At 65.7% G+C, this 22,335-nt stretch carries 22 protein-coding genes, 1 tRNA gene and 2 pseudogenes; 15 read left to right on the forward strand and 10 right to left on the reverse strand.

The genetic code is table 11. The features are described 5' to 3' along the window. The first annotated feature begins 178 nt into the window (after positions 1–178). Positions 179–961 carry a helix-turn-helix domain-containing protein gene (locus ACOGJB_RS12270; protein ID WP_419837403.1) on the forward strand — a complete coding sequence of 261 codons (783 nt, stop codon included), beginning with the start codon at positions 179–181 and terminating at the stop codon, positions 959–961. 2 nt (positions 962–963) lie between these two features. Beyond that, entirely contained in the window at positions 964–1,497 is a 534-nt protein-coding gene (locus ACOGJB_RS12275; RefSeq protein WP_419837404.1) for an RES domain-containing protein, read from the forward strand. 171 nt (positions 1,498–1,668) lie between these two features. Here the strand turns inward: ACOGJB_RS12275 and dut are convergent, their stop codons facing one another. The 7 genes and pseudogenes from dut to ACOGJB_RS12310 all read right to left on the reverse strand — a co-directional run bounded on the left by dut (position 1,669) and on the right by ACOGJB_RS12310 (position 5,505). Next, entirely contained in the window at positions 1,669–2,115 is a 447-nt protein-coding gene (dut, locus tag ACOGJB_RS12280; protein ID WP_419837405.1) for a dUTP diphosphatase, read from the reverse strand. Positions 2,116–2,484: 369 nt separating this feature from the next. Beyond that, a pseudogene (locus tag ACOGJB_RS12285) lies at positions 2,485–2,950 on the reverse strand (transposase); the annotation flags it as partial. A 103-nt stretch (positions 2,951–3,053) separates the two neighbouring features. Beyond that, positions 3,054–4,244 carry an IS110 family transposase gene (locus ACOGJB_RS12290; protein WP_419837406.1) on the reverse strand — a complete coding sequence of 397 codons (1,191 nt, stop codon included), beginning with the start codon at positions 4,242–4,244 and terminating at the stop codon, positions 3,054–3,056. 199 nt (positions 4,245–4,443) lie between these two features. Further along, on the reverse strand, positions 4,444–4,536 hold the full coding sequence (locus ACOGJB_RS12295; RefSeq protein WP_419840734.1) for a transposase: 93 nt from the start codon (positions 4,534–4,536) through the stop codon (positions 4,444–4,446). 61 nt (positions 4,537–4,597) lie between these two features. After that, positions 4,598–4,783 (reverse strand): annotated as a pseudogene (locus tag ACOGJB_RS12300) (transposase); the annotation flags it as partial. Further along, positions 4,704–5,285: a transposase gene (locus tag ACOGJB_RS12305; RefSeq protein WP_419837407.1), complete on the reverse strand. Its 582-nt coding sequence runs from the start codon at positions 5,283–5,285 to the stop codon at positions 4,704–4,706. The pseudogene ACOGJB_RS12300 and the gene ACOGJB_RS12305, both read right to left, overlap by 80 nt. A gap of 147 nt (positions 5,286–5,432) precedes the next feature. Continuing rightward, positions 5,433–5,505, reverse strand: a tRNA-Lys gene (locus ACOGJB_RS12310). 80 nt (positions 5,506–5,585) lie between these two features. On the opposite strand from ACOGJB_RS12310, the gene ACOGJB_RS12315 reads away from it, so the two are divergent. Next, positions 5,586–5,795, forward strand: a complete 210-nt coding sequence (locus ACOGJB_RS12315; RefSeq protein WP_419837408.1) for a hypothetical protein — start codon at positions 5,586–5,588, stop codon at positions 5,793–5,795. 37 nt (positions 5,796–5,832) lie between these two features. Here the strand turns inward: ACOGJB_RS12315 and ACOGJB_RS12320 are convergent, their stop codons facing one another. Then, the gene (locus ACOGJB_RS12320; protein WP_419837409.1) at positions 5,833–6,537 is read right to left on the reverse strand and encodes a histidine phosphatase family protein; all 705 of its coding nucleotides are present in this window, start codon (positions 6,535–6,537) and stop codon (positions 5,833–5,835) included. 173 nt (positions 6,538–6,710) lie between these two features. Between ACOGJB_RS12320 and ACOGJB_RS12325 the strand changes: the two genes are divergently transcribed. The 11 genes from ACOGJB_RS12325 (at position 6,711) to ACOGJB_RS12375 (ending at position 18,071) form a co-directional block, all read left to right on the forward strand. After that, entirely contained in the window at positions 6,711–8,024 is a 1,314-nt protein-coding gene (locus ACOGJB_RS12325; protein WP_419837410.1) for an AAA family ATPase, read from the forward strand. Positions 8,025–8,132: 108 nt separating this feature from the next. Further along, positions 8,133–8,507, forward strand: a complete 375-nt coding sequence (locus ACOGJB_RS12330; RefSeq protein WP_419837411.1) for a MoaD/ThiS family protein — start codon at positions 8,133–8,135, stop codon at positions 8,505–8,507. Next, positions 8,504–9,520 (forward strand): hypothetical protein, encoded by a 1,017-nt coding sequence (locus tag ACOGJB_RS12335; RefSeq protein WP_419837412.1) that lies wholly within the window; start codon positions 8,504–8,506, stop codon positions 9,518–9,520. The genes ACOGJB_RS12330 and ACOGJB_RS12335 overlap by 4 nt, the downstream gene beginning before the upstream one ends. A 120-nt stretch (positions 9,521–9,640) precedes the next feature. Next, the gene (locus ACOGJB_RS12340) at positions 9,641–10,912 is read left to right on the forward strand and encodes a glycosyltransferase (protein ID WP_419837413.1); all 1,272 of its coding nucleotides are present in this window, start codon (positions 9,641–9,643) and stop codon (positions 10,910–10,912) included. Positions 10,913–10,931: 19 nt separating this feature from the next. Beyond that, entirely contained in the window at positions 10,932–11,426 is a 495-nt protein-coding gene (locus tag ACOGJB_RS12345; RefSeq protein WP_419837414.1) for a YbjN domain-containing protein, read from the forward strand. A 260-nt stretch (positions 11,427–11,686) separates the two neighbouring features. Continuing rightward, entirely contained in the window at positions 11,687–12,478 is a 792-nt protein-coding gene (gene proC, locus ACOGJB_RS12350; protein WP_419837415.1) for a pyrroline-5-carboxylate reductase, read from the forward strand. A gap of 169 nt (positions 12,479–12,647) precedes the next feature. Continuing rightward, entirely contained in the window at positions 12,648–13,484 is an 837-nt protein-coding gene (locus ACOGJB_RS12355) for an SAM-dependent chlorinase/fluorinase (RefSeq protein ID WP_419837416.1), read from the forward strand. Positions 13,485–13,678: 194 nt separating this feature from the next. Then, positions 13,679–14,938: a glutamyl-tRNA reductase gene (locus ACOGJB_RS12360; protein WP_419837417.1), complete on the forward strand. Its 1,260-nt coding sequence runs from the start codon at positions 13,679–13,681 to the stop codon at positions 14,936–14,938. A gap of 125 nt (positions 14,939–15,063) precedes the next feature. Next, positions 15,064–15,978 carry a hydroxymethylbilane synthase gene (gene hemC / locus ACOGJB_RS12365; protein ID WP_419837418.1) on the forward strand — a complete coding sequence of 305 codons (915 nt, stop codon included), beginning with the start codon at positions 15,064–15,066 and terminating at the stop codon, positions 15,976–15,978. Beyond that, entirely contained in the window at positions 15,971–16,759 is a 789-nt protein-coding gene (locus ACOGJB_RS12370; RefSeq protein ID WP_419837419.1) for a uroporphyrinogen-III synthase, read from the forward strand. Before hemC ends, ACOGJB_RS12370 begins: the two co-directional genes overlap by 8 nt. A 28-nt stretch (positions 16,760–16,787) precedes the next feature. Beyond that, on the forward strand, positions 16,788–18,071 hold the full coding sequence (locus ACOGJB_RS12375) for a glutamate-1-semialdehyde 2,1-aminomutase (RefSeq protein WP_419837420.1): 1,284 nt from the start codon (positions 16,788–16,790) through the stop codon (positions 18,069–18,071). 288 nt (positions 18,072–18,359) lie between these two features. Here the strand turns inward: ACOGJB_RS12375 and ACOGJB_RS12380 are convergent, their stop codons facing one another. Then, the gene (locus ACOGJB_RS12380; RefSeq protein WP_419837421.1) at positions 18,360–18,557 is read right to left on the reverse strand and encodes a hypothetical protein; all 198 of its coding nucleotides are present in this window, start codon (positions 18,555–18,557) and stop codon (positions 18,360–18,362) included. A 96-nt stretch (positions 18,558–18,653) separates the two neighbouring features. Between ACOGJB_RS12380 and ACOGJB_RS12385 the strand changes: the two genes are divergently transcribed. Continuing rightward, the gene (locus ACOGJB_RS12385; RefSeq protein ID WP_419837422.1) at positions 18,654–21,092 is read left to right on the forward strand and encodes a UvrD-helicase domain-containing protein; all 2,439 of its coding nucleotides are present in this window, start codon (positions 18,654–18,656) and stop codon (positions 21,090–21,092) included. Between the two features lie 40 nt (positions 21,093–21,132). On the opposite strand, the gene ACOGJB_RS12390 is transcribed toward ACOGJB_RS12385, so the two are convergent. After that, entirely contained in the window at positions 21,133–22,314 is a 1,182-nt protein-coding gene (locus ACOGJB_RS12390) for an ATP-binding protein (RefSeq protein WP_419837423.1), read from the reverse strand. Positions 22,315–22,335 lie beyond the last annotated feature (21 nt).

Below are 22,335 nucleotides of genomic sequence, written 5' to 3' on the forward strand. Positions count from 1 at the left end.
GTCATGGCTACCGATGGGGTGTGACAGTCATGATCTTGGGGTCAGCAGTTCGGGCCTGGGTGTGACGGGCCGGGATGCCTTCGACCACCAGCGCCGGCAGAGACCAATGGCATTTGTCGCAACCTGTGAGCAACCGAATGAACTTGCATTAGAGGCTCGCGCGGGGTAGCGTGTCGTCATGTGGAATGTCGACCAGCTGCTGCAGGGCGACCTTGATGAGGCGACCGCGGCAGCCACCAAGGAGATCCCTGACGTCGTAGCTGCCTTCGACCTGCTTGTGCCGCGTGTCGTGCATGAGGGCAGTCTTGCCATCTGGCACCGCTACTACGAGATGGCCGACCTCGCGATCCGAGCGCTCGCCGAGAAACCAGTGGGCACCAGCAAAGGAGTGGCCGCGGACGCACTGAGCGAGACGAATCCGAGAGTTGTCCTTCAACTGCTGCAACGAGACATCCCGGTGTACTTGTGGATGGCCCCGACTCCTGATGGCGCGGGATTCGTGAAGATTGTCGTGGATCGCCTGCGTGGCCATTTCGGCGGCATCCCCCATGAGTGCGTCACGACGCGTGACGACATCGATGAGGATCAGTTCGCTCGGGCGCGCAAGGCGGTCGCCAGTGTGGAGCTTGAGCGCACACATGGCGGGCCGCTGAAACGAGCGATGGCCATCTGTGACCTCTCAAGCGCCGATGTCGCGGAGATGATGGGGGTGAGTCGCCAAGCCGTCGACAAATGGCTCGTCTCAGGCCCTCCGGCCGACCGACTCGAGAAGATCGGCGCTCTCGCGGAGATCGCTGAGACCTTGAAGTACCGCTTGCGCGAAGGGACTCAGCCAGCCGCTGTACGGATGAAGTCGGACACCTATGGGGGCCGCAACATTCTGGAAGTGTTCAGGGACGACGAGTATCAATGGCTGCTGGACCTCATCCGGTGGAGCTTCGACTTCAGCGACGTGGCCTGAACATGCAAACGGCAGAGATCCGAGGCACGTACTTTCGCGTTGCTGACCCTGAGTGGGACGATCCGGTCGACGCGTCGTACGCAGCTCGCGGGAACGGGCAGCGATGGAATCCGCCCGGGATGCCGTGCCTGTATCTCAACCACGACCGGCATACCGCCCAAGCGAATATCCGGCGCAAGATCGACATCCAGCCTTTCGCAACCCTCCTTGACCCGCAAACGGCGCCGATGATCGTCGAAGTCGGACTGCCGGAGGGGATCGCCGCCGACGCATTCACACCCCAAGGAGTCCAAGCGCTCGGGCTGCCGGCTACCTATCCGCTCGATGCCAAGAGCGCAGCAGTCCCACACGAGCAGTGCCAGCCCATCGGCCAGGCCGCTTTCGATGCCCAACTGGACGGAGTCGACTGCAGATCAGCGGCACCAGGAGGCAACCGCGAACTTGCATGGTTCCCTCGTGGACGCACAGCGCATGTCGTGTATCAGCAGCAGATCGACCAGTGGTGGGTCCCGCAGCCGGGCGCCGCTCAGCCGTAGATGAAGTCCGTCCATGGCAGCGCTGCGATGCGCACGGTGCGTTTGGTCGAGCCGCCTGATGAGACCCATGTAGTGGCGCCTTAGGGCACGAGCAGCCACCAGTCGCGGTCGCATTCCGGCCAAGCTCGCGGACGGTCCAGTGGCGGGCCGAGCCGGGATGATCGCACGCGCTCAGCGACCGGAGTGCCCGAATCCTCCGAGACCGCGTTCGGTCTCGTCGAGCGCATCCACCTCGTACCACTCGGCCTGGGAAATGCGCTGGATCACCAGCTGGGCGATGCGGTCGCCGCGTTGGATCTCGTAGGGCTCGGCCGGGTCGGTATTCAGCAGCAGTACCCGCAGCTCGTCCCGGTAGCCGCTGTCGATCAACCCGGGTGAGTTCACGCAGGTCACACCGTGCCGCAGCGCCAGCCCGCTGCGGGGTTGCACGAAACCCGCAAAACCCTCTGGGATGGCCACCGCGATGCCGGTTCGCACCATGGCACGCCCGCCGCCCGGAGCAAGCGTGACCGCTTCAGCGGCGAGCAGGTCGCATCCCGCATCTCCAGGCTTCGCGTAGCTCGGCAGCGGGAGGCCCGGATCGAGGCGTCGTATCGGTACGGCCACCACGGCGAGCACTGTAGGCGGGGCACGAGCGTCGCTGGCCGGGATGGGCCGGGCGGGCAGCGTCTCGGCCTCGGGAACGTACGACGAGCGCAGCGAGATCAGGTGTTGCGTTTGCAGAGGGCCTGGGGTCTGCCTGCTGCGGCCGGTTGGGGGCTGGCTTTGTTGATGTCGGCGCTGGTGGTGGGGTCGTTGTCGCCTTTGCCGGTGGGCCGTTTGAAGGTGGCTTCGACGTCGAGGTTGGTGTCGCTGTAGAGGATTTCGAGGCGTTCGCAGCGGGCGGTGAAGTAGAGCTCCCATCGCTGCCAGGTGTTGTAGCGGGCGTCGTCGGGCGATGCGGTGCGGGGCCTGTCATATTTTTTGTGTATCCGGTCGTGGTGGTTTTCATCGGATGTGGTCGGCGATTCGGTCGCCGTAGTGGACGGTGAGCGCGTTGAGGATTGCTTTCCAGCCGTTGGTCTTGCCGGTGAGGTTGGTTCGGTTCTTGGGTCGGGCGGTGGCGACAAGATAGAGGACCTTCATCGCTGCTTGTTCGTTGGGGAAGTGCCCTCGATGGCGCACTGCCCGTCGGAATCTGGCGTTGAGGCTTTCTATGGCGTTGGTGGTGTAGACGACTTTGCGCAGCTCGGCGGGGAACTCCCCGAACGGCACGAACTCGTCCCAGGAGTTGCGCCACGACCGGATCATCGCGGGGCAGGGTGTCCTGCGAGTCGTCGGCGAAGCTCTCGAAGCGCTGCTCGGCGGCCTCGACGGTCGCTGAGGTGTAGATGTCGCGCATGGCTTTGGTGATGGGGCTCCAGTGCTTGGGGGACGCGTACCGCAGGCTGTTGGGGACCATGTGCACGACGCAGACTCCTGTTGTCAACCTTTTGGCGGGGAGCGGGCTGTGCGGGGGCGCGCTGGCGGGGCCGGCGTTGTGTCGGCGGGAGCCGGATTGGTGTTGGGCGGCCGGTTCAGCGTGGCGTGTCGGGTCGGTGGATCGCGGGGTCGTAGAGGGTGCGATCTTGCCAGCAGCGCCACAGGACGCGCAGCCAGCTCGACGCTACGGCACGCAGGGCGGTGTGCTTGGTGGCGCCGCGTTCGCAGGCTTTGGCGTAGCGGGCTGCTGAGACGGGGTCAATGCGCTTGAGGGTGTAGGCCCAGCTGGTGGTGGCGGCTCGCAGTCGGCGGTTGCAGGCCCGCCGGACCCGCACGCGTTGGATCTTGCCTGATGACAGCGTGACCGGCGCGGCGCCTGCCTCGGCGAGCAGTGCCTGTGCTGTGGGGTAGCGGCCGCGGTCCTCGCCGATTTCTGAGATGAGCTCGGCTGCGGTGACGCGGCCCACGGCGGGGAAGCTGTCGATGATCCGATGGTCGGGGTGGTCGGCGAGTAGTGCGCCGATGCGCCGGTTGTAGGACCGGATCTGGTGGTTCAGCAGTTCGAGCTGGTCGGCCAGCGCCAGGGCTGCGTAGCTGTGCCCGGCGACGCTGCCGGGTGCTGCGCACAGCAGATTGGCGCGCAGCCGCTCGGCGAGCACACCGGCCGGGACCCGGCCCGAGTAGCCGATGCGACTGCAGAAACCGGCCATGCGGTTGTCGCCGACCCGGCCTGCGGCCTCTGGGGTCGGGTAGCCGCGCAAGAACGCGATCGTGGCGTCGCGGTCGACGCTGGAGAACAGCGCGGTCACCGCAGGGTGATAGGCGACCAAGGTCTCTCGAAGCTGCGCCTCGACAGCGATCTGGCTGTCCACGCACTGACGGCGGTGCCGCGTCACCGCCCGCAGCTCGGCTTGCAGCGCGGACTCCGCAGCCAGGGGCCGCCACTTCCAGCCGTCGGTGCGCATCAGATCAGCCAGCACGAACGCGTCGAAGCGGTCGCTCTTGCGAACCGCGGCCTGGTGGCGTTCACGAGCAGCAGCCGAAACCCTTGGACTCACCGCGAACACCGCGAAGCCCTCACTGAGGAGCCGCTCGACGAGCAGCCCCTCGCTTCGCTCGACCGCGACCCCCACGAGCCCGTCGTGATCTCCCAGCAAAGCGACGAGACCGTCGACGCCCGCCCGGTCATGGGCGAAACGCCGGTTGACCAGCTCCCGCCCCAAGTCATCGACGACTGCGGCCTGGTGATAAGCCCCGCCCCAGTCGATACCGGCAAATGCTGTCATATGTCGTCCTCCGTCGAGGTCAGCTCACCCGTCTCGACAGACCGCCACCGTCACTCGTTTCGGCGCTCGCAGCGCAACTCCTGATTGCAGTTCGAGGCCCGTCATCGACGAAAGGAACAGGTCTGCGTCCGGACCTCCTGGGTCGGTCTGCACTGGTTCTCTTCCGCCGACGCGGATGACACCCCGAACCCTTCGGGGCCTACCCATAATGAACTAACGATGTCTGAACTGTCGCTTCGGGCCAGGTCGCCCGGATCGCCGAGGGCAGGCCCTTGAGGCCGTCGCAGCACACGAACCGACGCGTCGGCGAGACCGCGGTTTCGCAGCTCGGTCAGCATCGTCGCCCACTGCTTGGCGCCCTCGCCGCCCGACGGGCCCAGCCACATGCCCAAAACGTCGCGTTCTCCTTGAAGATCCACGCCGATAGCGACATACACAGGCCTGTTGGCGACCTGGGAGTCAAGGGCCTTGACGACGATCGCGTCGAACCCAGCACCGCGTAGACCGGGTCGAGCGGTGCGGTTCTGCCACACCGCCATGTCGGCCACGATCCCCTCGGTGATCTACCGGGATCGTCTCCCGGCTCACCGAGGTGTCATAGATCTCGGCCAGGTGGTCCTGGATCTCGCCGGTGGTGAGCCCCTTCGCATAGAGGCTGATCACGTTGCCCGACAGGCCGTCCAGCCGGCGGCGGTGCTTGGGCACCGTCACCGGGCAGAACGTCCCGGCACGGTCACGAGGCACCCGAAGGTCGACCTCGCCGATCTCGGTGGTGACCGTCTTGGGGGTCGACCCGTTGCGCGAGTTGCCCGACCCGCGGCCCGCAACGGCGTGACGCTCATAGCCCAGATGCTCGCTCATCTCGACCTCGAGGCCGATCTGGAGCACTTGACGCACCAGCCCCGTCAAAAGACCGCCGTCGCCGGTCAGCTCCACGCCCTCAGCGCGTGCCTGGGTCACCAAAAGCTCGGCCCAGTCGGTCATCGCCGTCTCGCCGACGGCCTCTCCCGCCGGCACAGCCGGCATATTCTGATCAGTCACAGACATGATCCTTCCCGGCCCACAGCCCATCGCTGCGGACCCTCAGACCACGCCGTTTACACAAACTTTCTGACAGTCCCAGCCCGGCGTGCTCGCGGCAGAAGGCGGCTGGTTCGAAGCGCGCAAGCTGCCAGTGTGTCGGTGCGGTAGGCCGCCCGGGACTCGAACCCGGCGCCTTGGGATTAAAAGTCCCCTGCTCTACCTGATGAGCTAGCGGCCCGCCGTCGGTAGGCGCCGATGCGGCGCTCCGGTACTCGTATCGAGGCTACTGGCGAGGGTTCTCGCTCTAGCCTGACGACGGTGTCCCCCGAAACCGGGCCCGAAGAGCCGCCTTCGCCCGATGGGTTGCGTGCCGGGCCGCCCCAGTCGGAACTGCAGCCCGAACTGCTCAGCGATGACGAACTCGACACCATCGAGGACGATCTGGAACGGGCGGAGCGAACCCTGGGCCTGCTGGCGGACGACGACATCGATCCCGCAGTTGCCACGGATTGGATCACCGAGTCCTGAACGTCACTCCCGCGTGCGCCTGTGCGGCCTGGGCCAGCTACTCGATCATGAGGTCGATGTCGGAGGAAACCAATTCGACCCGGTTGCGGGGCTCCAGCTGATCCCAGTTCCACGTCGCGTCAGCGGCTGCCCCGTCGAGCCAGAACCAGCGGCCTGCCAGGTTCGGCACCCGATCGTCGCCGAGGCCCACTCGTGCGTCGATCGTCTTGAGCACACCTGCGTGGCCCACCAGCAGAACGCGTCCGCATACAGAAAGATGGCGTTGCAGGGCAGGCAGCATCCGCCGGGCAATGCTGTCGGAGGACTCGAACCCGGGCGGCCATCGTCTGGCTGCGACATCGCCCGGCCATCCCTCGTCGATCTCCGCCCGAGTCAGGCCTTCCCATGGCCCCGCGCTGCGCTCGCGCAGTGCATCGTCGGCCACGACTTCGCTGACTCCGAGCCGCTTTGCGATGATCTCCGCAGTCCGGCGCGCACGTTGCAGGTCGCTCGACACGATGAGATCGAATGCGGGCAAGTCGAATGTATGCCGACCGGTATGCAGGCCGCGCCCATGCATCACCGGCGTTCGCCAGCTGTCGTCCGCCCCAGCGAGCGTCGCCGCTAGGGCATCGGCAGCAATCTCGGCTTGCCGTTCGCCGAGACTGGTCAATGCAGGATCGGCCTGTCCCTGCCAGCGGCCCCGCAGATTCCATTCGGATTGGCCGTGTCGCACCGCCAGCAGCTCTGAATGCTGTGTCACGGCGCTTGACCCTAGGGGCTCGGCCCCGGAGACCGAGTTGCCCGTGAGCGAAGCGAGCATGAGCGTAAGACAGGCGGACGGGCTCGACGCGGTCACTGCCCCGTCGCAGGCAGGTGTCCGCCATTGTGTCGAGTGGTGTGCCGTTGTGTCGGGTGGTGTGCTAACTTGGGTGCATGGCTCGCAGCGTGCGAGGGAGGCATGAGCAGCAGAGCCTGTTCACGCCGGGGTTCGGGCGCCGCCCGCATCGCGTGGCCGGCCGTGCATCGGAGATCGCTGACCTCGAAGCGAGTGTTCTTGAATCGCCGCATCATCCGAACAGCACCGGCTTGATACTCGGGCAGCGCGGCTTCGGCAAGACGGTGCTGCTCAACGAGATCGAGGACATCGCTTCGTCTGAGGGATGGATGGTTCTCAAGGTCGACGCCAGCTCGCCGGGTGTGTCGCAGCGCGTCTTGGCTGAAGCGGCCAAACACCCCTTCGCTCAGGAAGTGCTGAGCGAATCTCGATCTGCCGACGCGACGCGGACTTCTCGCTCGGTCAGCCGTGGCGTGCAGCTGCGGTGGGCGTCGATCTCTGAGCAGAAGTCGGAAACCAGGCCCGGCCCGAGCGTGCGAGACACCCTCGAAGTTCTGGGCAGTGCCACCGATGAGCGAGACACAGGCGTGCTTCTCACCGTGGACGAACTGCACGCCGGGGAGCGCGACGAGATGGTGCGTCTCGCTGCCGATCTGCAGCTCGTCGTCGCCAGAGAGGAGCTGCCGGTGGCTTTTGTCGGCGCGGCGCTCCCTGAGGTCTTCTACACCATGCTTCGCGATCCCCGCTTGTCGTTCTTCCGGCGCTGCGATCAATACGAGATCGGTGCGGTGAGCGACGAGGAAGCGCGGCTGTTCTTCGAGCAAGGAGTCAATGACGCCGGCGGTTCCATCACGGCGGAAGCCAGAGAGCTGCTGGTCCGTCATGCCGTCGGCTACCCCTACAAGATGCAGCTCCTCGGGCACTGGGCATGGCGGTATGCAGACGCTCCTTTTCGGGAGATCGACCGCGACGCTGCCGACTTCGCAGAAGCGCAGGCATCGTCGATCGTCCGGGACCGAGTGCACGCTCACATATGGCAGAACATCAGCCACGAGGAACGCGCGCTCGTGAGAGCAGTCGCAGCGCACGAAGGCGAAGCAGCGCTCTGGGATGTCTCCGATGCGCTGCCGTACTCGCCTGAATCGATCACAGACATGCTGGCGCGCCTCGACGCTGTCGGGGCGCTCGGCTATGACGGCAAGTCCCATGTTCGGCTCGGGCCGCTGATGGATGCAGAGTTCGTGTCGGACGCCACAGCCGCGCTCAGAGCCATGGAGCAGCGTGGTGGTGCGGCTGCGCAGAGCGCCGCGTCGGGGCAGCCGCGCCGCTCCCGATGCAACAAGCCGATGAAGCAAGTCCCCGGAAGATGCATACGCCCAGCAGGGCACAGCGGACGATGCCGCTCGAAATGAGCGGAAGCGCGCCGCTGCGAACACGGGAGCTCTGTCGATCGGTCGGGGCTCGGGCCGACCTCGGGCCCGGCCGATGTGCCGGAGCGGCCGGCTGACCATGGCTGCCTCGTGGGCGCGGTGGCGAAGGCGCTCGGCTGGCAGACCTGGAAGGTGATTGCCTCGGCGCGGCATCGGGACGGTGAGCATGGCCGCGCAGTCGGCTCGCTGGCCGACGCAACAACGATCGGTAGCATCACGTCGATGCCGACGGTGACGATCCGCCTGTTCGCAGGGGCGCGCGAAGCGGCTGGCGTCGGCAGCACCCAGACAGAGGCGTCGTCGGTCGCCGAGGCACTGGACTGGGCAATGGCGACGTTTGGCGATGGCTTCACCGCCGTGCTGGCGGCCAGCCGGGTCTGGTTGAACGGCGAACCGGCGCTCGAAGGGGCACAGCTCAGCGCTGGAGACGAGATCGCTGTCCTTCCGCCGGTATCGGGCGGTTGAGCGGCGGCGGCACGGTGGCAGCGTCGCCGGGTCTCAGACCGGCGTCACGCCGCGCAGCAGTGCTGTGGATTGGGCCGGCGGTCGCGTTGGGTGATGCCGCCATCAGTGCTGGGTTGATCTGGTTCGGGGTGCTGATCGGTGCGCTGTGGGCGGGCGCCTTGACATTCGGGCTCACCATGACGGCGATCGCCATGGTGGGAGCTTGGCAAGCCGCAAGCGTTCGCAGCAGTACCGATGCGCCACGTTCTTCGCCGGGCGCCGGCGGGGCGTCCGCACAGCCCACGCTGCACCCGAGTTATCGGCTGCCGGCGGCCGCGTTGGCCGGTGCAGTCGGGTTCGCGGGCGTCCTCGACACCCGCTTGGCAGGAGCCGTGCTCGGCGCAGCCGTTGTGGCCAGCTTCATCGTGGTCGGTGCCTTGAAACCCGGCCGCTCCGGCACCAACACACCGTCCGCAGATCACTCGTCCCCATCGCCATTCCTGGCCCGTGCGGGATTGCTGGTCCGCACGTGGATGCAGGTCGGCGTCACCGCTGCGTGTGCGGCGGCGGTCGCCCGCTACTCGCTCGGCGCGGCACTCGTACTCGTGAGCGCGGCTGCGATCTACGACGCTGGCAATCACCTCAGCGCGGCGGGTCGGCCGCCGAGTGTGCGGGGCCCCCTGGTCGGGGTGGTCGCAGCCGCGATCGCGATCTTTGCGCTGACCGGTTTGAGCGTGCCGCCCTTCGCACCCACCGACGTCATCAGGTTTGGCCTGCTCGCTGCGGTGACGCTGCCGCTCGGCCCTGCCATTGCCCGAACGAACACAGCGATCGCCGCACGACCCCGGGAGCGACTGCGGGATGGGGCCGATGCTGCGAGCCGATCAGCCGTCGGCCGCAGCGAGTCACGGCTCGCCGGCGGGCTCCACCGAGCGCGGCAGCGCCTGAGGGGGGAGTGGGCTGTGCGCAGGATCGATTCGCTCAGCGTCACGGCGCTGGTGTGGATGTGGGGCTTGGGTCTGCTCAATGTCTGATCGCTGCCCCTGCTCTGATCGCTGCGCCGGAGCGGCCCCGGCGTGGTCGCGGCGGCGCGCTGGCGTGGTGCGGCTCGCTGAGATCGTGCATCTCCGGCGATCTGCGTAGCGTTATCGGCCGTGACCCCCGATGCTCCCGATCTTCAGGTGCCGGGCGAACCTGGTCGCGTCGCGAGAGTTGCGGTGCTGTGCATGCACACCTCGCCGCTCCACCAGCCAGGCAGCGGCGACGGCGGCGGCTTGAACGTGTACGTGCGTGAGCTCACCGCCGCGCTGGCCCATCTTGGGGTCGATTGCGACATCTACACCCGTCGCACCGATCCGTCGCAACCGGACCACATCGAAGTCGAGTCGGGGCTGAGCGTCACCCACGTCGACGCCGGTGCTCCATCGCTCGACAAGGATGATCTGCTCGCGGTCGTCGCAGCGTTTGCTGATCGGGTCGGCGAGCACCTGGCTCGGCGGCCAGTCGACGCAATCCACGCTCACTACTGGTTGAGCGGCCTGGCCGGACACGAGCTGAAGCACCGCCTCGATGTCCCGCTGGCCGTCACCTTTCACACGCTGGGCCGAGTCAAGGCGAGCACCGGTGAGGCCGAGCCGCGCCACCGCGGCGAGGCCGAGCAGCGTGTCATCGATTGCGCGGACGCCGTGTTCACCTCGGGAGACGCGGAGGCGGGCCAGCTCAGATCGCTGTACGACGTACCGCCAGAACGAGTTCACGTGCTGACACCCGGCGTGGACCGGGCCATGTTCGCGCCAGGTCAGCGACACGCCGCGCGCGCGGCAATCGGGCTTCCGCCCGGACCGGTGCTGCTGTTCGTCGGACGGTTGCAGCCGCTCAAGGGCGCCGAATTGGCGATCGAGACCCTCGCCGCCACGAGAGCTGGGGGCCCAGCGGGCGCCAACGCGCAGCTCGTCATCGTGGGAGGGCCCAGCGGTCCGCAAGGCCACGCCACGCTCGCCCGGCTGGCGAGTATGGCCGACGATCTGGCGGTCTCGGACTGTGTGCAGTTCGTCGATCCTCTCCCGCACCACCTGTTGTCGACCTATTACCGGGCCGCTGATGTGTGCCTGGTGCCGAGCCGATCCGAGTCGTTCGGACTGGTCGCTCTGGAGGCCGCGGCGTGCGGGACGCCGGTTGTCGCGTCGGATGTCGGGGGTTTGCGCGACAACGTTGTCGAGGGACGCACCGGCTACCTCATCGCTGGCCGCAGCGGCGAGGCGTATGCCCGCCGCGTCACCGACATCCTCACTGATCCGCTGCTGGCGCTGCGCCTCGGCGACGCCGGCTCTCGCCGCGCCGAGCGCTATAGCTGGCGTGCGAGCGCGGCAGCAGCGCTGGACGTGCTCGACGCCGCGGGCCGGCGAGAGCTTGTCGCTTGCCTGTGAATCTCGGGTCGGTCGCGCCATGACTCGTCGCCCGGCAACCGCCGCCGAGCTCGATCAGCTCGAGGCCCGCATGGACGACTGGCTGGCCGAATGGGCTCGCTCACAGTCTCACGGCGCTCCCGATGAACGACCGATGCTGCTGGACGTGACCCGTGACTCCGAGGTGCCGCGCCGCTGGTACGTGCGTCTTGCGGGGGAATCCCGCGATGTCATCGCCATCTGGTTGACGCTGCGCCAACGCACGCTGGCCTATGAGTCCTACGTCCTTCCTGCCCCACAGCTTCGAGCAGATCAGGTTGCCGACTTCGTTCTGCGACGCAACTACTCGCTGGTGGGTGCCCAGTACGGCGTCGGTCCCGAGGATGCGCTGTATGTGACGGGAGAACTGCCTACCCACTGCGTCGACGAGGACGAGATGGACCGGATTGTCGGGTCGCTTTGGGCGTACATCGAGCGTGACTTCACGACGCTCGTCCGGCTGGGCTTCCAGAAGCAGATGCCGAAAACCATTTGATGTGTTTCGTAGTTTTCTGATTGATTTGGCGCTCGCCGGGGCACTCGCCAGCAGGCATGCAGGGAAGTGCTCCACTCACTGACTGCGAGTGCCCCGGCACCGCCCCCGACGAGGAAGCGCCAGTAGGTGAACCCTTCCGTTGTCGCACCAGTCGTTTCCCGCTCTTGTTCGCTGTCGCTCACGGGCCGCTCGGGCCACGGCTTCGCCTATCGGCTCAGCCTCTCAGCAGGGGTCCCGATGCCGTCCGGTACCGTGACCGCATGGCTGAGAGGATCGATCTGCTGATCGTCGGCGGCGGCAAGATGGGCGAAGCGCTGCTGGGCGGATTGCTCGCCGCGGGCCGCAGTGCCCAGAACATCTGCGTCTCAGAGCCGATTCCCGCCCGCCGCGATGAGCTGGCAGACCGCTATGGCGTCGCCGTCACGGACGAAATCGCGGCCTCGGCGGGTGCCATCCTCGCGACCAAGCCCGACGTGATCCCGACTGTTGCGTCTGCTGTCACCGCGGCCGGCACCGACCGCGTCCTCTCCATTGCCGCAGGTGTGACGCTCGCAACGCTGGGCGGCGCGGCCCGCAGCGGTACTCCCATCGTGCGCGCCATGCCCAACACGCCCGCGTTGGTGTCGGAAGGGGCGGCGGCCATCTGCGCGAACGAGCACGCTTCCGATGCCGACCTTGACTGGGCCAGCGAGATCCTCGGGTCGGTCGGCAAAGTAGCGCGCGTCTCTGAGCACCTGATGGACGCTGTGACTGGTTTGTCAGGATCGGGTCCGGCGTACGTCTTCCTTGTGGCCGAAGCGATGATCGAAGCGGGCGTCCTCATGGGTCTGAGCCGTCCCGTGGCTACCGAACTGGCCATCCAGACCTTGCTCGGCTCAGCGACATTGCTGGCCCAAGGGCGTTCGCCTGCCGATCTGCGAGCCGATGTGACATCGCCCGGCGGCACCACCGCAGCCGGGCTTCGCGAGCTGGAACGTCACGGTGTGCGCGCTGCATTCGCTGCGGCTATCGAAGCCGCTACCCGCCGATCCGCCGAACTCGGCAAAGCGTGATCAGAATCCCAGAGGCTGAGCCCCGGGTCCGAGCGGCCCGCGAGCGAAGCGAGCTAGAGCGGGAAGCACAGGGCGAAGCCGTGGCCCGAGCGGCCCGTGAGCCCGTATCCAATCGAGACTGGGAACGAGAGCGGGAGATAAGGGTGCCGCCACGAGACGGACTGCAGTCGTGACGGGCTTCGACACAGTCACCCTCCTGAGTGATCTCGGTACCGCAGACGAATCGGTGGGTGTCATCCATTCGATCGTGCGCCAAGCCGCTCCCCACGCCGCCGTGATCGATCTGTGCCACGAGATCGATCCGGGCGATTCGCGCACCGCGGCGCTGATGTTGGTGCGCAGCGTGCCGCACCTCGCGCCTGGGGTCGTGCTGGCGTCATTGGGTCGCCGATTGGACAGGCCCGCCATCGCCGTCTCGGTCGGCGGCGGGCAGTCGATCTTGGTGGGCCCAGACAGCGGCGTGCTGGCGGCGGCAACAGCGGCAGTCGGCGGCGCAGACATGGCCATCCGCATCGATGTTCCCGGCTGCGGCGACCCACCATCGGTGCTTCACCCGGCTCGTGACGTGCTCGCGCCCGCGGCCGGTCGCCTCGCGGCCGGTGAGCCGATCGAGGCGCTGGGCTCGCCCATTGAATCGACGCTGCTGCTGCCTTCCCTGGTTGCGGTTCCGCGCGTCGAAGACGACGGTTCGGTGACTGCCGAAGTGCTGTCGGTCACGCGCTGGGGCACGGTTCAGCTCAACGTCGATCGTGAGACCCTGGCACCGCTCGGCGATCTCCTGGTCGCGGAGTGGACAGCCATCGCAACCGGTTCACACCCGGCCGAAGCGAACGCGCAGTCGGTCCAGGTGGCGCCCGCGGGCGCAGCCGGCGCGGTCAGCCTCGCGCTGTCCGATGATCCATTCGGTCTGCTTGAGCTGACGGTGGCCGGCGGGAGCGCGGCGCACCTGGGCTTCGCCGCAGGCACGGAGATCCGCCTGCGCCCCCCACATGAGACGGTGACATGAGACCTCGAACTGCGCTCGTACTTGCCGCGCTCGTCGCACTCATCTTGCTCGCGGCCACCCTCAGGCTGCTGTTCTTCTTCAATTGAGCGCCCCGGAGTCACACTCGTGGCGCAAACCTGGGTCAAGCGCGTGGAAACGGGGTACCGGATCGGCGAGACTGTGGGGGCCGCATTTCCGAACCCTGGGTAGTCCTCGTGTCCATCGTTGTCATGGGCGTGAGCCATCGCAGCACTCCGCTTGAGCTATTGGAGCGCTGCACGGTTCCCGCTGCCGACGTGCCGAAACGACTTGGTGATCTCGCATCGTGCGAGAACGTCAGCGAAGCCGTCGTCGTGTCGACGTGCAACCGAACCGAGGCCTACGTGGTGGCCGAGCGGTTCCATGCGGCGTTCGGCGAGGTGCGCGACTTCTTCTGCACGCTGTCGGGTGCGGCGCCCGCCGATCTGTCCGACCATCTCTACGTCCATTACGACGACGATGCGGCCCGTCACCTGTTCCGTGTGACGAGCGGCCTGGATTCAGCGGTGCTGGGAGAGCATGAGATCTTGGGTCAGGTGCGCACGGCGTGGGACGCGGCGCGAACTGAAGGTACCGCTGGCACGGTGCTCAACCAGCTGTTCCGGCATGGGATCAGCGCTGGCAAGCGTGCGCGCACCGAGACCGGCATCTCGCGGGGGACCGCGTCGATCAGTCACGCCGCGGTCAGCATGGCCAAGAACCATCTCGGCACGTTGGAAGGCTCCCGGGTGCTCGTCGTGGGTGCCGGCGAAATGGCCGAGGGCATGATCGTTGCGCTCGCGGCGGCCGGTCCCGCAGCCGTGCAGGTAGCCAATCGCACGCCCTCGCACGCCGAGGCCCTGGCCGCGCGGGTAGGCGGCCATCATCTGCCGCTCGCAAGCCTGGAGGACGCCCTGGTCGAGGTTGATCTGCTGCTGACATCCACAGGTGCGACATCGGTGATCGTCGACCACGCCAGCGTGGGAGCAGTCATCGAGCGGCGTGCGGGCCGTCCGTTGCTGATCGTCGACATCGCCGTACCCCGTGATGTCGACCCTGCCGTGGCGCGCCTTGCGGGCGTCACCCTCCTCGACATGGACGACCTGTCCCGTTTTGCCGATACCGGACACGTCCGCCGGCAAGCCGAAGTGGCAGCAGTCGAGTCGATCCTGGTCGACGAGACAGAGCGCTTCTCGGCCGATCGCAGTGCCCGAGAGATGGCACCACTGATCGAATCGCTCCGCGGGCAGGCAGAAGCGGTCCGCCGAGCCGAGATTGAGCGTGCACTGGCGGCGCATCCCGGTCTCGACGAAGACGCGCGCGAGGCCCTCGAGCGGGCAACCGCAGCGCTGGTCAACAAGCTGCTGCATCAGCCCACCGTCGCGCTGCGGACTGCGGCAGGCAAAGCCAAGGGCGACCGGCTCGCGGACTCGGTGCGCGACCTCTTCGATTTGTAGACCTAGGAGGGTGAGCAGGCTAGTGAACCCTCCCGTTGCGGCATGTGTTGTTTCCCGCTCTGATTCGCTGCGCTCACGGGCCGCTCGGGCCACGGCTTCGCCTGCTGGCTCAGCCTCTTGACCGCGTGAGGATCGCGACACGATCGAGCCCGCTCGCTACGTGGCAGGCGCGTGCCGTCGCGACCGCACTAGCAGCAGCCGGAGCGTCCTGCGGCGACATCGAGCTCGTGCCGGTGCGCACAAGCGGAGACCTCGACCTGTCCACGCCGATCGCGCAGATGTCCGGAAGGGGAGTGTTTGTGACCGAGGTGCAAGCCGCCGTACTCGATGGGCGCGCCGATGCAGCGGTGCACAGCGCGAAAGACATGCGCTCGGACCCGACTCCCGGCTTGACGCTGGCAGGCTGCCTGGCGAGAGGTGACGTGCGCGATGCGCTCGTCGGTCTCGAGCTCGATGCAATCGGGCACGGCGGCGTTGTCGCAACCGGATCACAGCGCCGGCAGTGCCAACTGGCTGCACTGCGTCCCGATCTGGGGTTCACCGGATTGCGCGGGAATATGGCTCGTCGCATTGCCACAGCCAGCGAACCAGGCATCGACGCGGTGATCGTGGCAGCGGCGGCGCTGGAGCGTCTCGGTGAATCTGGGCAGATCGCGCAGCGATTCAGCCCCGACGAGATCGTGCCCCAGGTCGGGCAGGGTGCCATCGCGATCGAGCACCGAACCGACGACGCGCAAGCCGGGGCCGCAGTCAGGGCGATCATCGACCAGGCGACGACACGCTGCGTGCATGCCGAGCGTTCCTTCCTGCGGACGCTCGGCGGCGGTTGTGACCTGCCGACCGGCGCTCACGCCACTCTCGGCGCCGACGGGCACCTCCACATGACCGCGCTGCTCGCGACGCCAGATCGCAGCGCCATCGTGCGCACCAGCGGCAGCGATGTCGACGGTCTCTCCCTGGGCGCGGCGTTGGCCCGCGAACTGATGACCCGAACCGGCGCAGACGCCGCCATGTGGTCCGCTCTGGGCGACGATGTCTGAAAGCCAACTCAGCGAACTCGCCGACCGCACGGTTGTCGTCACGAGGGCGTCGCACCAGGCCGATCCATTGGCGGGCGCGCTGCGCAGCCACAAAGCGCGCCCCGTGATCGCTCCGGCCATTGCGGTGGTGCCGCCCCTGGACGGCGGCCAACCGCTCGACGATGCCCTGCTGCGGCTCGAACAGTTCAGCTGGGTTGCGTTCACCTCGCCGAACGCGGTCGCAGCAACACTCGCACGCGCCGACCGGCGCGGGGTGCGCCGTCGCTTCGCGCGCATCCGCGTCGCGGCCGTCGGTCCTGCCACCGCAGCCCGCGTCGAGGCCGAGCTAGACCGACCGGCCAACCTCGTGCCCGACCGGAACGACGCAGTCGGCCTCGCTGAGGCCTTCGGCGATCCGCAACCGGGCGACGCGTGCTTTGTGCCGCACTCTGCGCAAGCCCGCCCCGAACTCGTCGACGGCCTGCGAGCCCGGGGCTGGGCCGTGGACGCAGTCAGCGCCTACCGCACGGTCACGCCCACGCTGTCAGACCATCTGATCGCCGATGTGGCTGCAGCGGATGCCGTGATCTTCGCCTCACCGTCCGCGGTGGCGGGCCATCTGAGCCAGATCGGCGAGCGAAAGGTCCGCGCCAAGGTGGTCTGCATCGGCGACACCACGGCTGCTGCGTGTGCCGAAGCCGGACTGCCGGTGGCAGCTGTCGCCAGCCGTCCCTCCAACGAAGGTCTCGTCGAAGCAGTCGCGACGGCGCTGCGCGCGGAACACCATCCGGCAAGCGACTGAGCGCATCGGCACCCCTACGCTGCGAGCCGTGACCGAGCCGCCGACGAATGCCGACCTGTTCGAAGCTGCCCAGCGGGTGATTCCGGGAGGTGTCAATTCGCCGGTGCGGGCTTTCGGCTCGGTCGGCGGCGCACCGTATTTCGTTGCACGGGCCGAAGGGCCGTACGTCTTCGATGTCGAGGGTCGCCGGTACCTCGACTTCGTGCAGTCCTACGGGGCGATCATCCTGGGTCACGCCCACCCGGCCGTCACTGAGGCAGTGGCGAAGGCCGCTGCGGACGGCACCTCGTACGGCGCGCCGACGCAGCGAGAGGTGCTGCTTGCAGAGCTGATCGCCGAGGCCGCGCCCGGCGTCGAGCAGGTGCGGCTGACCAGCAGCGGAACCGAGGCCACCATGACCGCGGTGCGGCTGGCGCGGGGATTCACTGACCGGTCCCGCATCGTCAAGTTCGCCGGCTGCTACCACGGTCACGCCGATGCACTGTTGGCCGCCGGCGGCAGTGGCGTCGCCACGCTCGGGTTGTCGGGCTCAGCCGGAGTCCCGCCGAGCGCAGTGGCCGACACGGTGGTTGCGCCCTACAACGTCGTGCCCGAACTCGACGAGCAGACCGCGGCGGTCGTGGTCGAGCCAGTGGCAGCGAACATGGGCCTGGTGCCGCCCGTGCCCGGATTCCTGGAGGGCCTGCGTGCCGCCTGCGACGAAGCGGGCGCACTGCTGATCTTCGATGAGGTCATCACCGGCTTCCGCCTGGGCCGCGGCGGCGCGGCCGAGCGGTACGGGGTCACGCCCGATATTTCGTGCTTCGGCAAGGTCATCGGCGGCGGCCTGCCCATCGGTGCCCTCGGCGCCCGCACCGAGATCATGCAAACGCTCGCCCCGACCGGTCCCGTGTACCAAGCCGGCACGCTGTCGGGGAACCCACTCGCCACTGCAGCAGGCCTCGCCGTGTTGGAACATCTGACACCCGAGTTCTACAGCGAATTGGAAGCAACGGTCTCAGCAACTGCGGCACAGCTCGACACGACGCTCTCCGAAGCCGGCTATGAGGCATCGATTGTCCAGGAAGGCACGCTCCTCGGGCTGTACATGGGCCAACCTCCGATCGACGATGCAACGTGGTGCCCCAAGAACTACGACGATGCCCGCACCACCGACGAACAGGCCTACGCCCGCCTCCACACTCAGGCCCTGGCCCAAGGCATAGCGTTCGCCCCTGGCGCCTACGAGGCAATCTTCGTCACCCTCGCCGACGCGGCCGACGTCATCGACGAAGCCATCCGCGCCATCGCCGCTACTGCTACTCCAATCTAGGGTTGGGTTCGCAAGCAAATGCACACATTCGAATCAGCTGCATCCAAGTTCGAGTCATTCATTCGGCAGAATTGGAAGCCTAGTCAAGCTAAGCAGGCAGAAGAATATCTGCGACACGTGATACACAATCTCGAAAAACTAATCATCGGAAGTGTAGTTGGTAGCCTCTTTCGGGACCTAAAGCAAGACCTCACGCCCGCTGAGTATGATTCATTGCCTTCACTTGGCCGTCAAGTGTTGCAAGGAAGATCGATACATTTCCGCAGCGATGACCAGCGAAGACAACAACTAGAAGTAGAGCAGCAGGAACGGAACCGACAGGAAGCGATCAGACGCCGCGAAACAGAGGAGCAGGAACGGCTGCGGCAACAGCGACGCCAGCGAGAGCTCGAGGATGCAGCAGCACGGCTGGCCCACGACCAACTGCGGGAACAGCGACGCCAGCAAAAAGTCGATGATGCGAATAGGCAATTGAACGAGGTTCATCGCCTACAGAGCCATCTTGCGGAGTCGCGGGGCAAACTCACTACACATTTCAAATCGTTCGCTGACAAAGTCGCCCGGCGGCTCGGTGATGATTACGTGGATTTCGATCACCATGCATCTCAGCGGTGGCGCTCCCTGACTGAGATTACCCACAACTACAACGTGGCACGAGTCGCATTCGTCCGTCAATGGGTCAGCGAATGTGCTGGTATGCCATTGGATGCGGAGCAAGCGACGGCCGTCGGTACTGTCAATAGCAATGTGCTGGTCACTGCGCGCGCGGGTTCAGGTAAGACGCGAGTCTTGACCGCTCGCGCCTTGTTCTTGCACAAGCACTGCGGAGTGCCAGTACATCAGATCATGTTGTTGGCGTTTAATAGGCGCGCGGCATCGGAGATGGAGAGTCGTTTACGGGAGTGGCTTGGCGATGACATTCCGCATGTGATGACGTTCCATGCTCTTGCGAACAGGCTGGTACACCCGCGGGAGAAACTGTTGTTTGATGACAAAGATGAAGGCAAGCAGCATTTGAGCGAGGTGACTCAGCAGGTCATCGACGGACACGTGAGAAATCCCGACTTTGCGGATCGAATCCGAGACTTGATGCTTGAACACTTTAGCGCGGATTGGTCTCGAATCGCGACTGGCGGCTATCATCTGTCTAGCAACGAATTTCTCGATCATCGGTACTCTCTTCAGCATGAGACGCTTAGGGGCGATCGGGTTAGCAGTTTTGGCCAGAAGGTCATAGCGAACCTGTTGACCGAGCATGACGTGCTGTATTGGTTCAAGCGAACAATTCGCTGGGGAGGCCGTCGGTTACAAGCCGATTTCTCTGTTCCACGCGGCGCACAGCCGAATCTGTACGTTAGGTTCGCCGATTCGGCGGACAGCGACGACGGTGCTGCTTGGAAGAGGCTCGCCGATGCGGTCGAGGCCGGCAAGTTCAAGGGTGCGCTGCTGGAGTACGGCCCCAGCGAGCTGCAAAGGCTGGGCAAAGAGGGATTCGCCCAGCGTTTGTGCGCTGATCTGCGAGAGCACGGCCTGAAGCCCCGACGCCTCGCCGCAGACGAGCTCTGGAAAGCAGTACGCGATCGCGCGGTCGACAGCTTCACTCAGGCCATGGTCAATTTCGTTGGGCGGTGCCGGCAGCGTGCATGGTCCCTTGAGGAACTAGATCAGCATGCCATTCAGCGCAAGATGAACGAGGACGCATCGGACTACGAACTCGAATTCTACCGTATCGGACGGTACGTGTATAGAGCTTACTTGGCACGACTGGATCGTGACGAGTTGGAAGACTTCAACGGACTCATGCTGCAAGCCGCCGAAAGGGTTAAGGGCGGCACGACCTGGTTTGGACGCAAAGAAAATACGGGCGACATCAGGGACATCGACTACCTGCATATCGACGAGTACCAAGACTTTTCGCGATCATTCTACGAACTCACGTCTACCATGCGCCAGGCAAATCCCGACATGACGGTCTTCGCGGTCGGAGACGATTGGCAGGCGATCAACGGCTTCGCAGGATCTGATCTCGCGTACTTCCACAATTTCGACGAGCATTTTCCCAATGCTCAGCACTTGTCGATCACGCAGAATTATCGCTCACAGAAGAAGATCGTCAACGCCTCGAACGCTCTATTGGCCGACGATGACGAACTCGCCGAAGCTGTCAACAAATATGATGGACTGGTGGAAGTTTGCAACTTGGACAAGTTTGACCCAACGCCGTTGGAACGTGAAGCTTTGCGTGAGCGTAAACGCAGTAGCAGTTCGGGAGCTGACGAGCACGAGATTGCCGTAGCGAGAATTGCACAGTGGCTTGCCCAAGAAGGTGAAGTTGCGCTGCTGAATCGGACCCGAGACCTCGATGCGCTCCCCGGCCGGACACCGAAAGCAGCCCAGGTGGCGCTCCGAGAGTCCATGCTCGAGGAGCTGCGCGATCACGTTACCGTGGACACGGCCCACAGCTACAAGGGACTCGAATGCGATTCAGTGGTTATCCTGGATGCAGTCGCGAATCACTATCCCCTCATCCACCCACATTGGATATTCGGCCAAGTATTCGGTGACACGCTGGCATCCATCGAAGCTGCCGAATTGCGGCTCTTCTACGTGGCAATCAGCCGAGCAAGAGAGCGGCTGATCATCTGCACACAGCACGCTAAGCGTAGCCCTTTCCTCGACATGGTCCAAGAGGCGTGCAGCTTCCCGACACTCGATGTCGCCGCGCTGGAACCCATAGCGCGCGAAGCGTCAGACCGTCGTGAAGTACGAGTCTTCGACTCGTTTGCCGTGAAAGACCAACTTAATCACGACGGTTTCAATTTCGTCTACCACGCTGACTGGAGCCGATGCTATTGGTCGCGCGTGATGCCAAAGGAAGAAGTCAACAAGGACTGGATCACCAAGGCGCCATGGAACAACGGCTCCGTGCGCGTCGAAGTGTATGATGACAAGGACAACCTCGTCTCGTCATTCGATGACAACGACAATGCTGCCAATCTGGCGCATGCAGACCCCTTCTGACCCGCCGTTAACGTTGCAGCCGACGATATCTATACTCAATTCACCCGCGACCACCAATAGAACTTGCTCCCTCTTCCCAGACGCGGCGGGCAAAGTGGTCTGCGGGGATGATGTCGATGCCATCGTGAGTGCGGCGTGGCCGGTCTTCGAGACAAACCACCACTCGGGCCGCTAGCTCAGGATGCTCCTCGGCCAGCGTGCGCAGCCCTCGTAGATGGCGTGTCGTGACAGTGGCGGTGGCCTTGGCTTCGACGGCGATGCGCATGTCGCCCACGATGAAGTCCACCTCGATTCCGCTGGGCAGCCGCCAGTAGCTGAGGTCCTCGCCGGTCTCGTGATACGCCGTCATCGCGCACAGCTCGTGGAAGACCCAGTTCTCGAACGCCTTGCCGTACGCGTCTGAGCCCCGCTCGACGGTGCCGCGACGGGCGAGGCGGTTCACCACGCCCACATCCTCGAAATACAGCTTGGGCGCCCCGGCCAGACGGCGCTTTGCCCGCCGCCGCCAGCGCGGCAGCCAGCGGGCCAGCAACGTGTCGGTGAGGATGCCGAAGTGCGCCTTCGCTGTCGGCCCCGAGACGCCGCATTCGCGGGCGATGTTCGCGAAATTGACGGGGTCGCCGTCGCTGAGGGCGGCAGCGTCGAGGAAATCGGAGAACGCCGGCAGACTGCGCACGAGGCCCTCTGCGGCGATCTCCTGCCGCAGATAGTCGCCGATGTAGGCATCCAGCAGGCGGTGGGGCCGTTCCGATTCGTACATGCGCGGCAGATACCCGTGGTTGAGCATCCGGTCGAGGCTGAACGCGTCGCCGAGTTCGCCGGAGGTGAGGCCGCGGAGCTCATAGCGCAGTGCTCGTCCGCCGAGCAGGTTCGCCGCACCGTGACGGACTCTTCGTGCACTCGACCCGCAGAGCGCGAAATGCAACCCGTGACGTTCGATGAGCCAATGCACTTCGTCGAGCAGCGCGGGCACCTTCTGGACTTCGTCGATGACAACCTGGCGGGTCGGGTCCGGGCCGTGAGGGCCAGCCGCTTCCAGTTCCTGTCGCAGCCGCTCAGGTCGGGTTGCGTAGCGCCGAAAGTCGTCGGCTTTGAGCAGATCCACCCACACGCCGTCGGGGTACTGCTGGCGCAGCAAGGTGCTCTTGCCCGCCTGCCGAGGTCCCCACAGAAAAAACGTCTCCGTGCCTGACGGCGGCAGTGTCAATCTGCGCTTAAACATCAACTTTAGATTATCATGACT

The organism is Candidatus Poriferisodalis sp. (assembly GCF_965208895.1).
Classification (GTDB): Bacteria; Actinomycetota; Acidimicrobiia; order Acidimicrobiales; family Poriferisodalaceae; genus Poriferisodalis.

Bases quoted from the DNA above. Each gene is read 5' to 3' on its own strand.
- ACOGJB_RS12270 (WP_419837403.1), top strand. From the start codon at position 179: ATGTGGAATGTCGACCAGCTGCTGCAGGGCGACCTTGATGAGGCGACC.
- ACOGJB_RS12275 (WP_419837404.1), top strand. From the start codon at position 964: ATGCAAACGGCAGAGATCCGAGGCACGTACTTTCGCGTTGCTGACCCT.
- ACOGJB_RS12290 (WP_419837406.1), bottom strand. From the start codon at position 4,244: ATGACAGCATTTGCCGGTATCGACTGGGGCGGGGCTTATCACCAGGCC.
- ACOGJB_RS12325 (WP_419837410.1), top strand. From the start codon at position 6,711: ATGGCTCGCAGCGTGCGAGGGAGGCATGAGCAGCAGAGCCTGTTCACG.
- ACOGJB_RS12345 (WP_419837414.1), top strand. From the start codon at position 10,932: ATGACTCGTCGCCCGGCAACCGCCGCCGAGCTCGATCAGCTCGAGGCC.
- proC (WP_419837415.1), top strand. From the start codon at position 11,687: ATGGCTGAGAGGATCGATCTGCTGATCGTCGGCGGCGGCAAGATGGGC.
- ACOGJB_RS12370 (WP_419837419.1), top strand. From the start codon at position 15,971: ATGTCTGAAAGCCAACTCAGCGAACTCGCCGACCGCACGGTTGTCGTC.
- ACOGJB_RS12380 (WP_419837421.1), bottom strand. From the start codon at position 18,557: ATGAACCTCGTTCAATTGCCTATTCGCATCATCGACTTTTTGCTGGCG.
- ACOGJB_RS12390 (WP_419837423.1), bottom strand. From the start codon at position 22,314: ATGTTTAAGCGCAGATTGACACTGCCGCCGTCAGGCACGGAGACGTTT.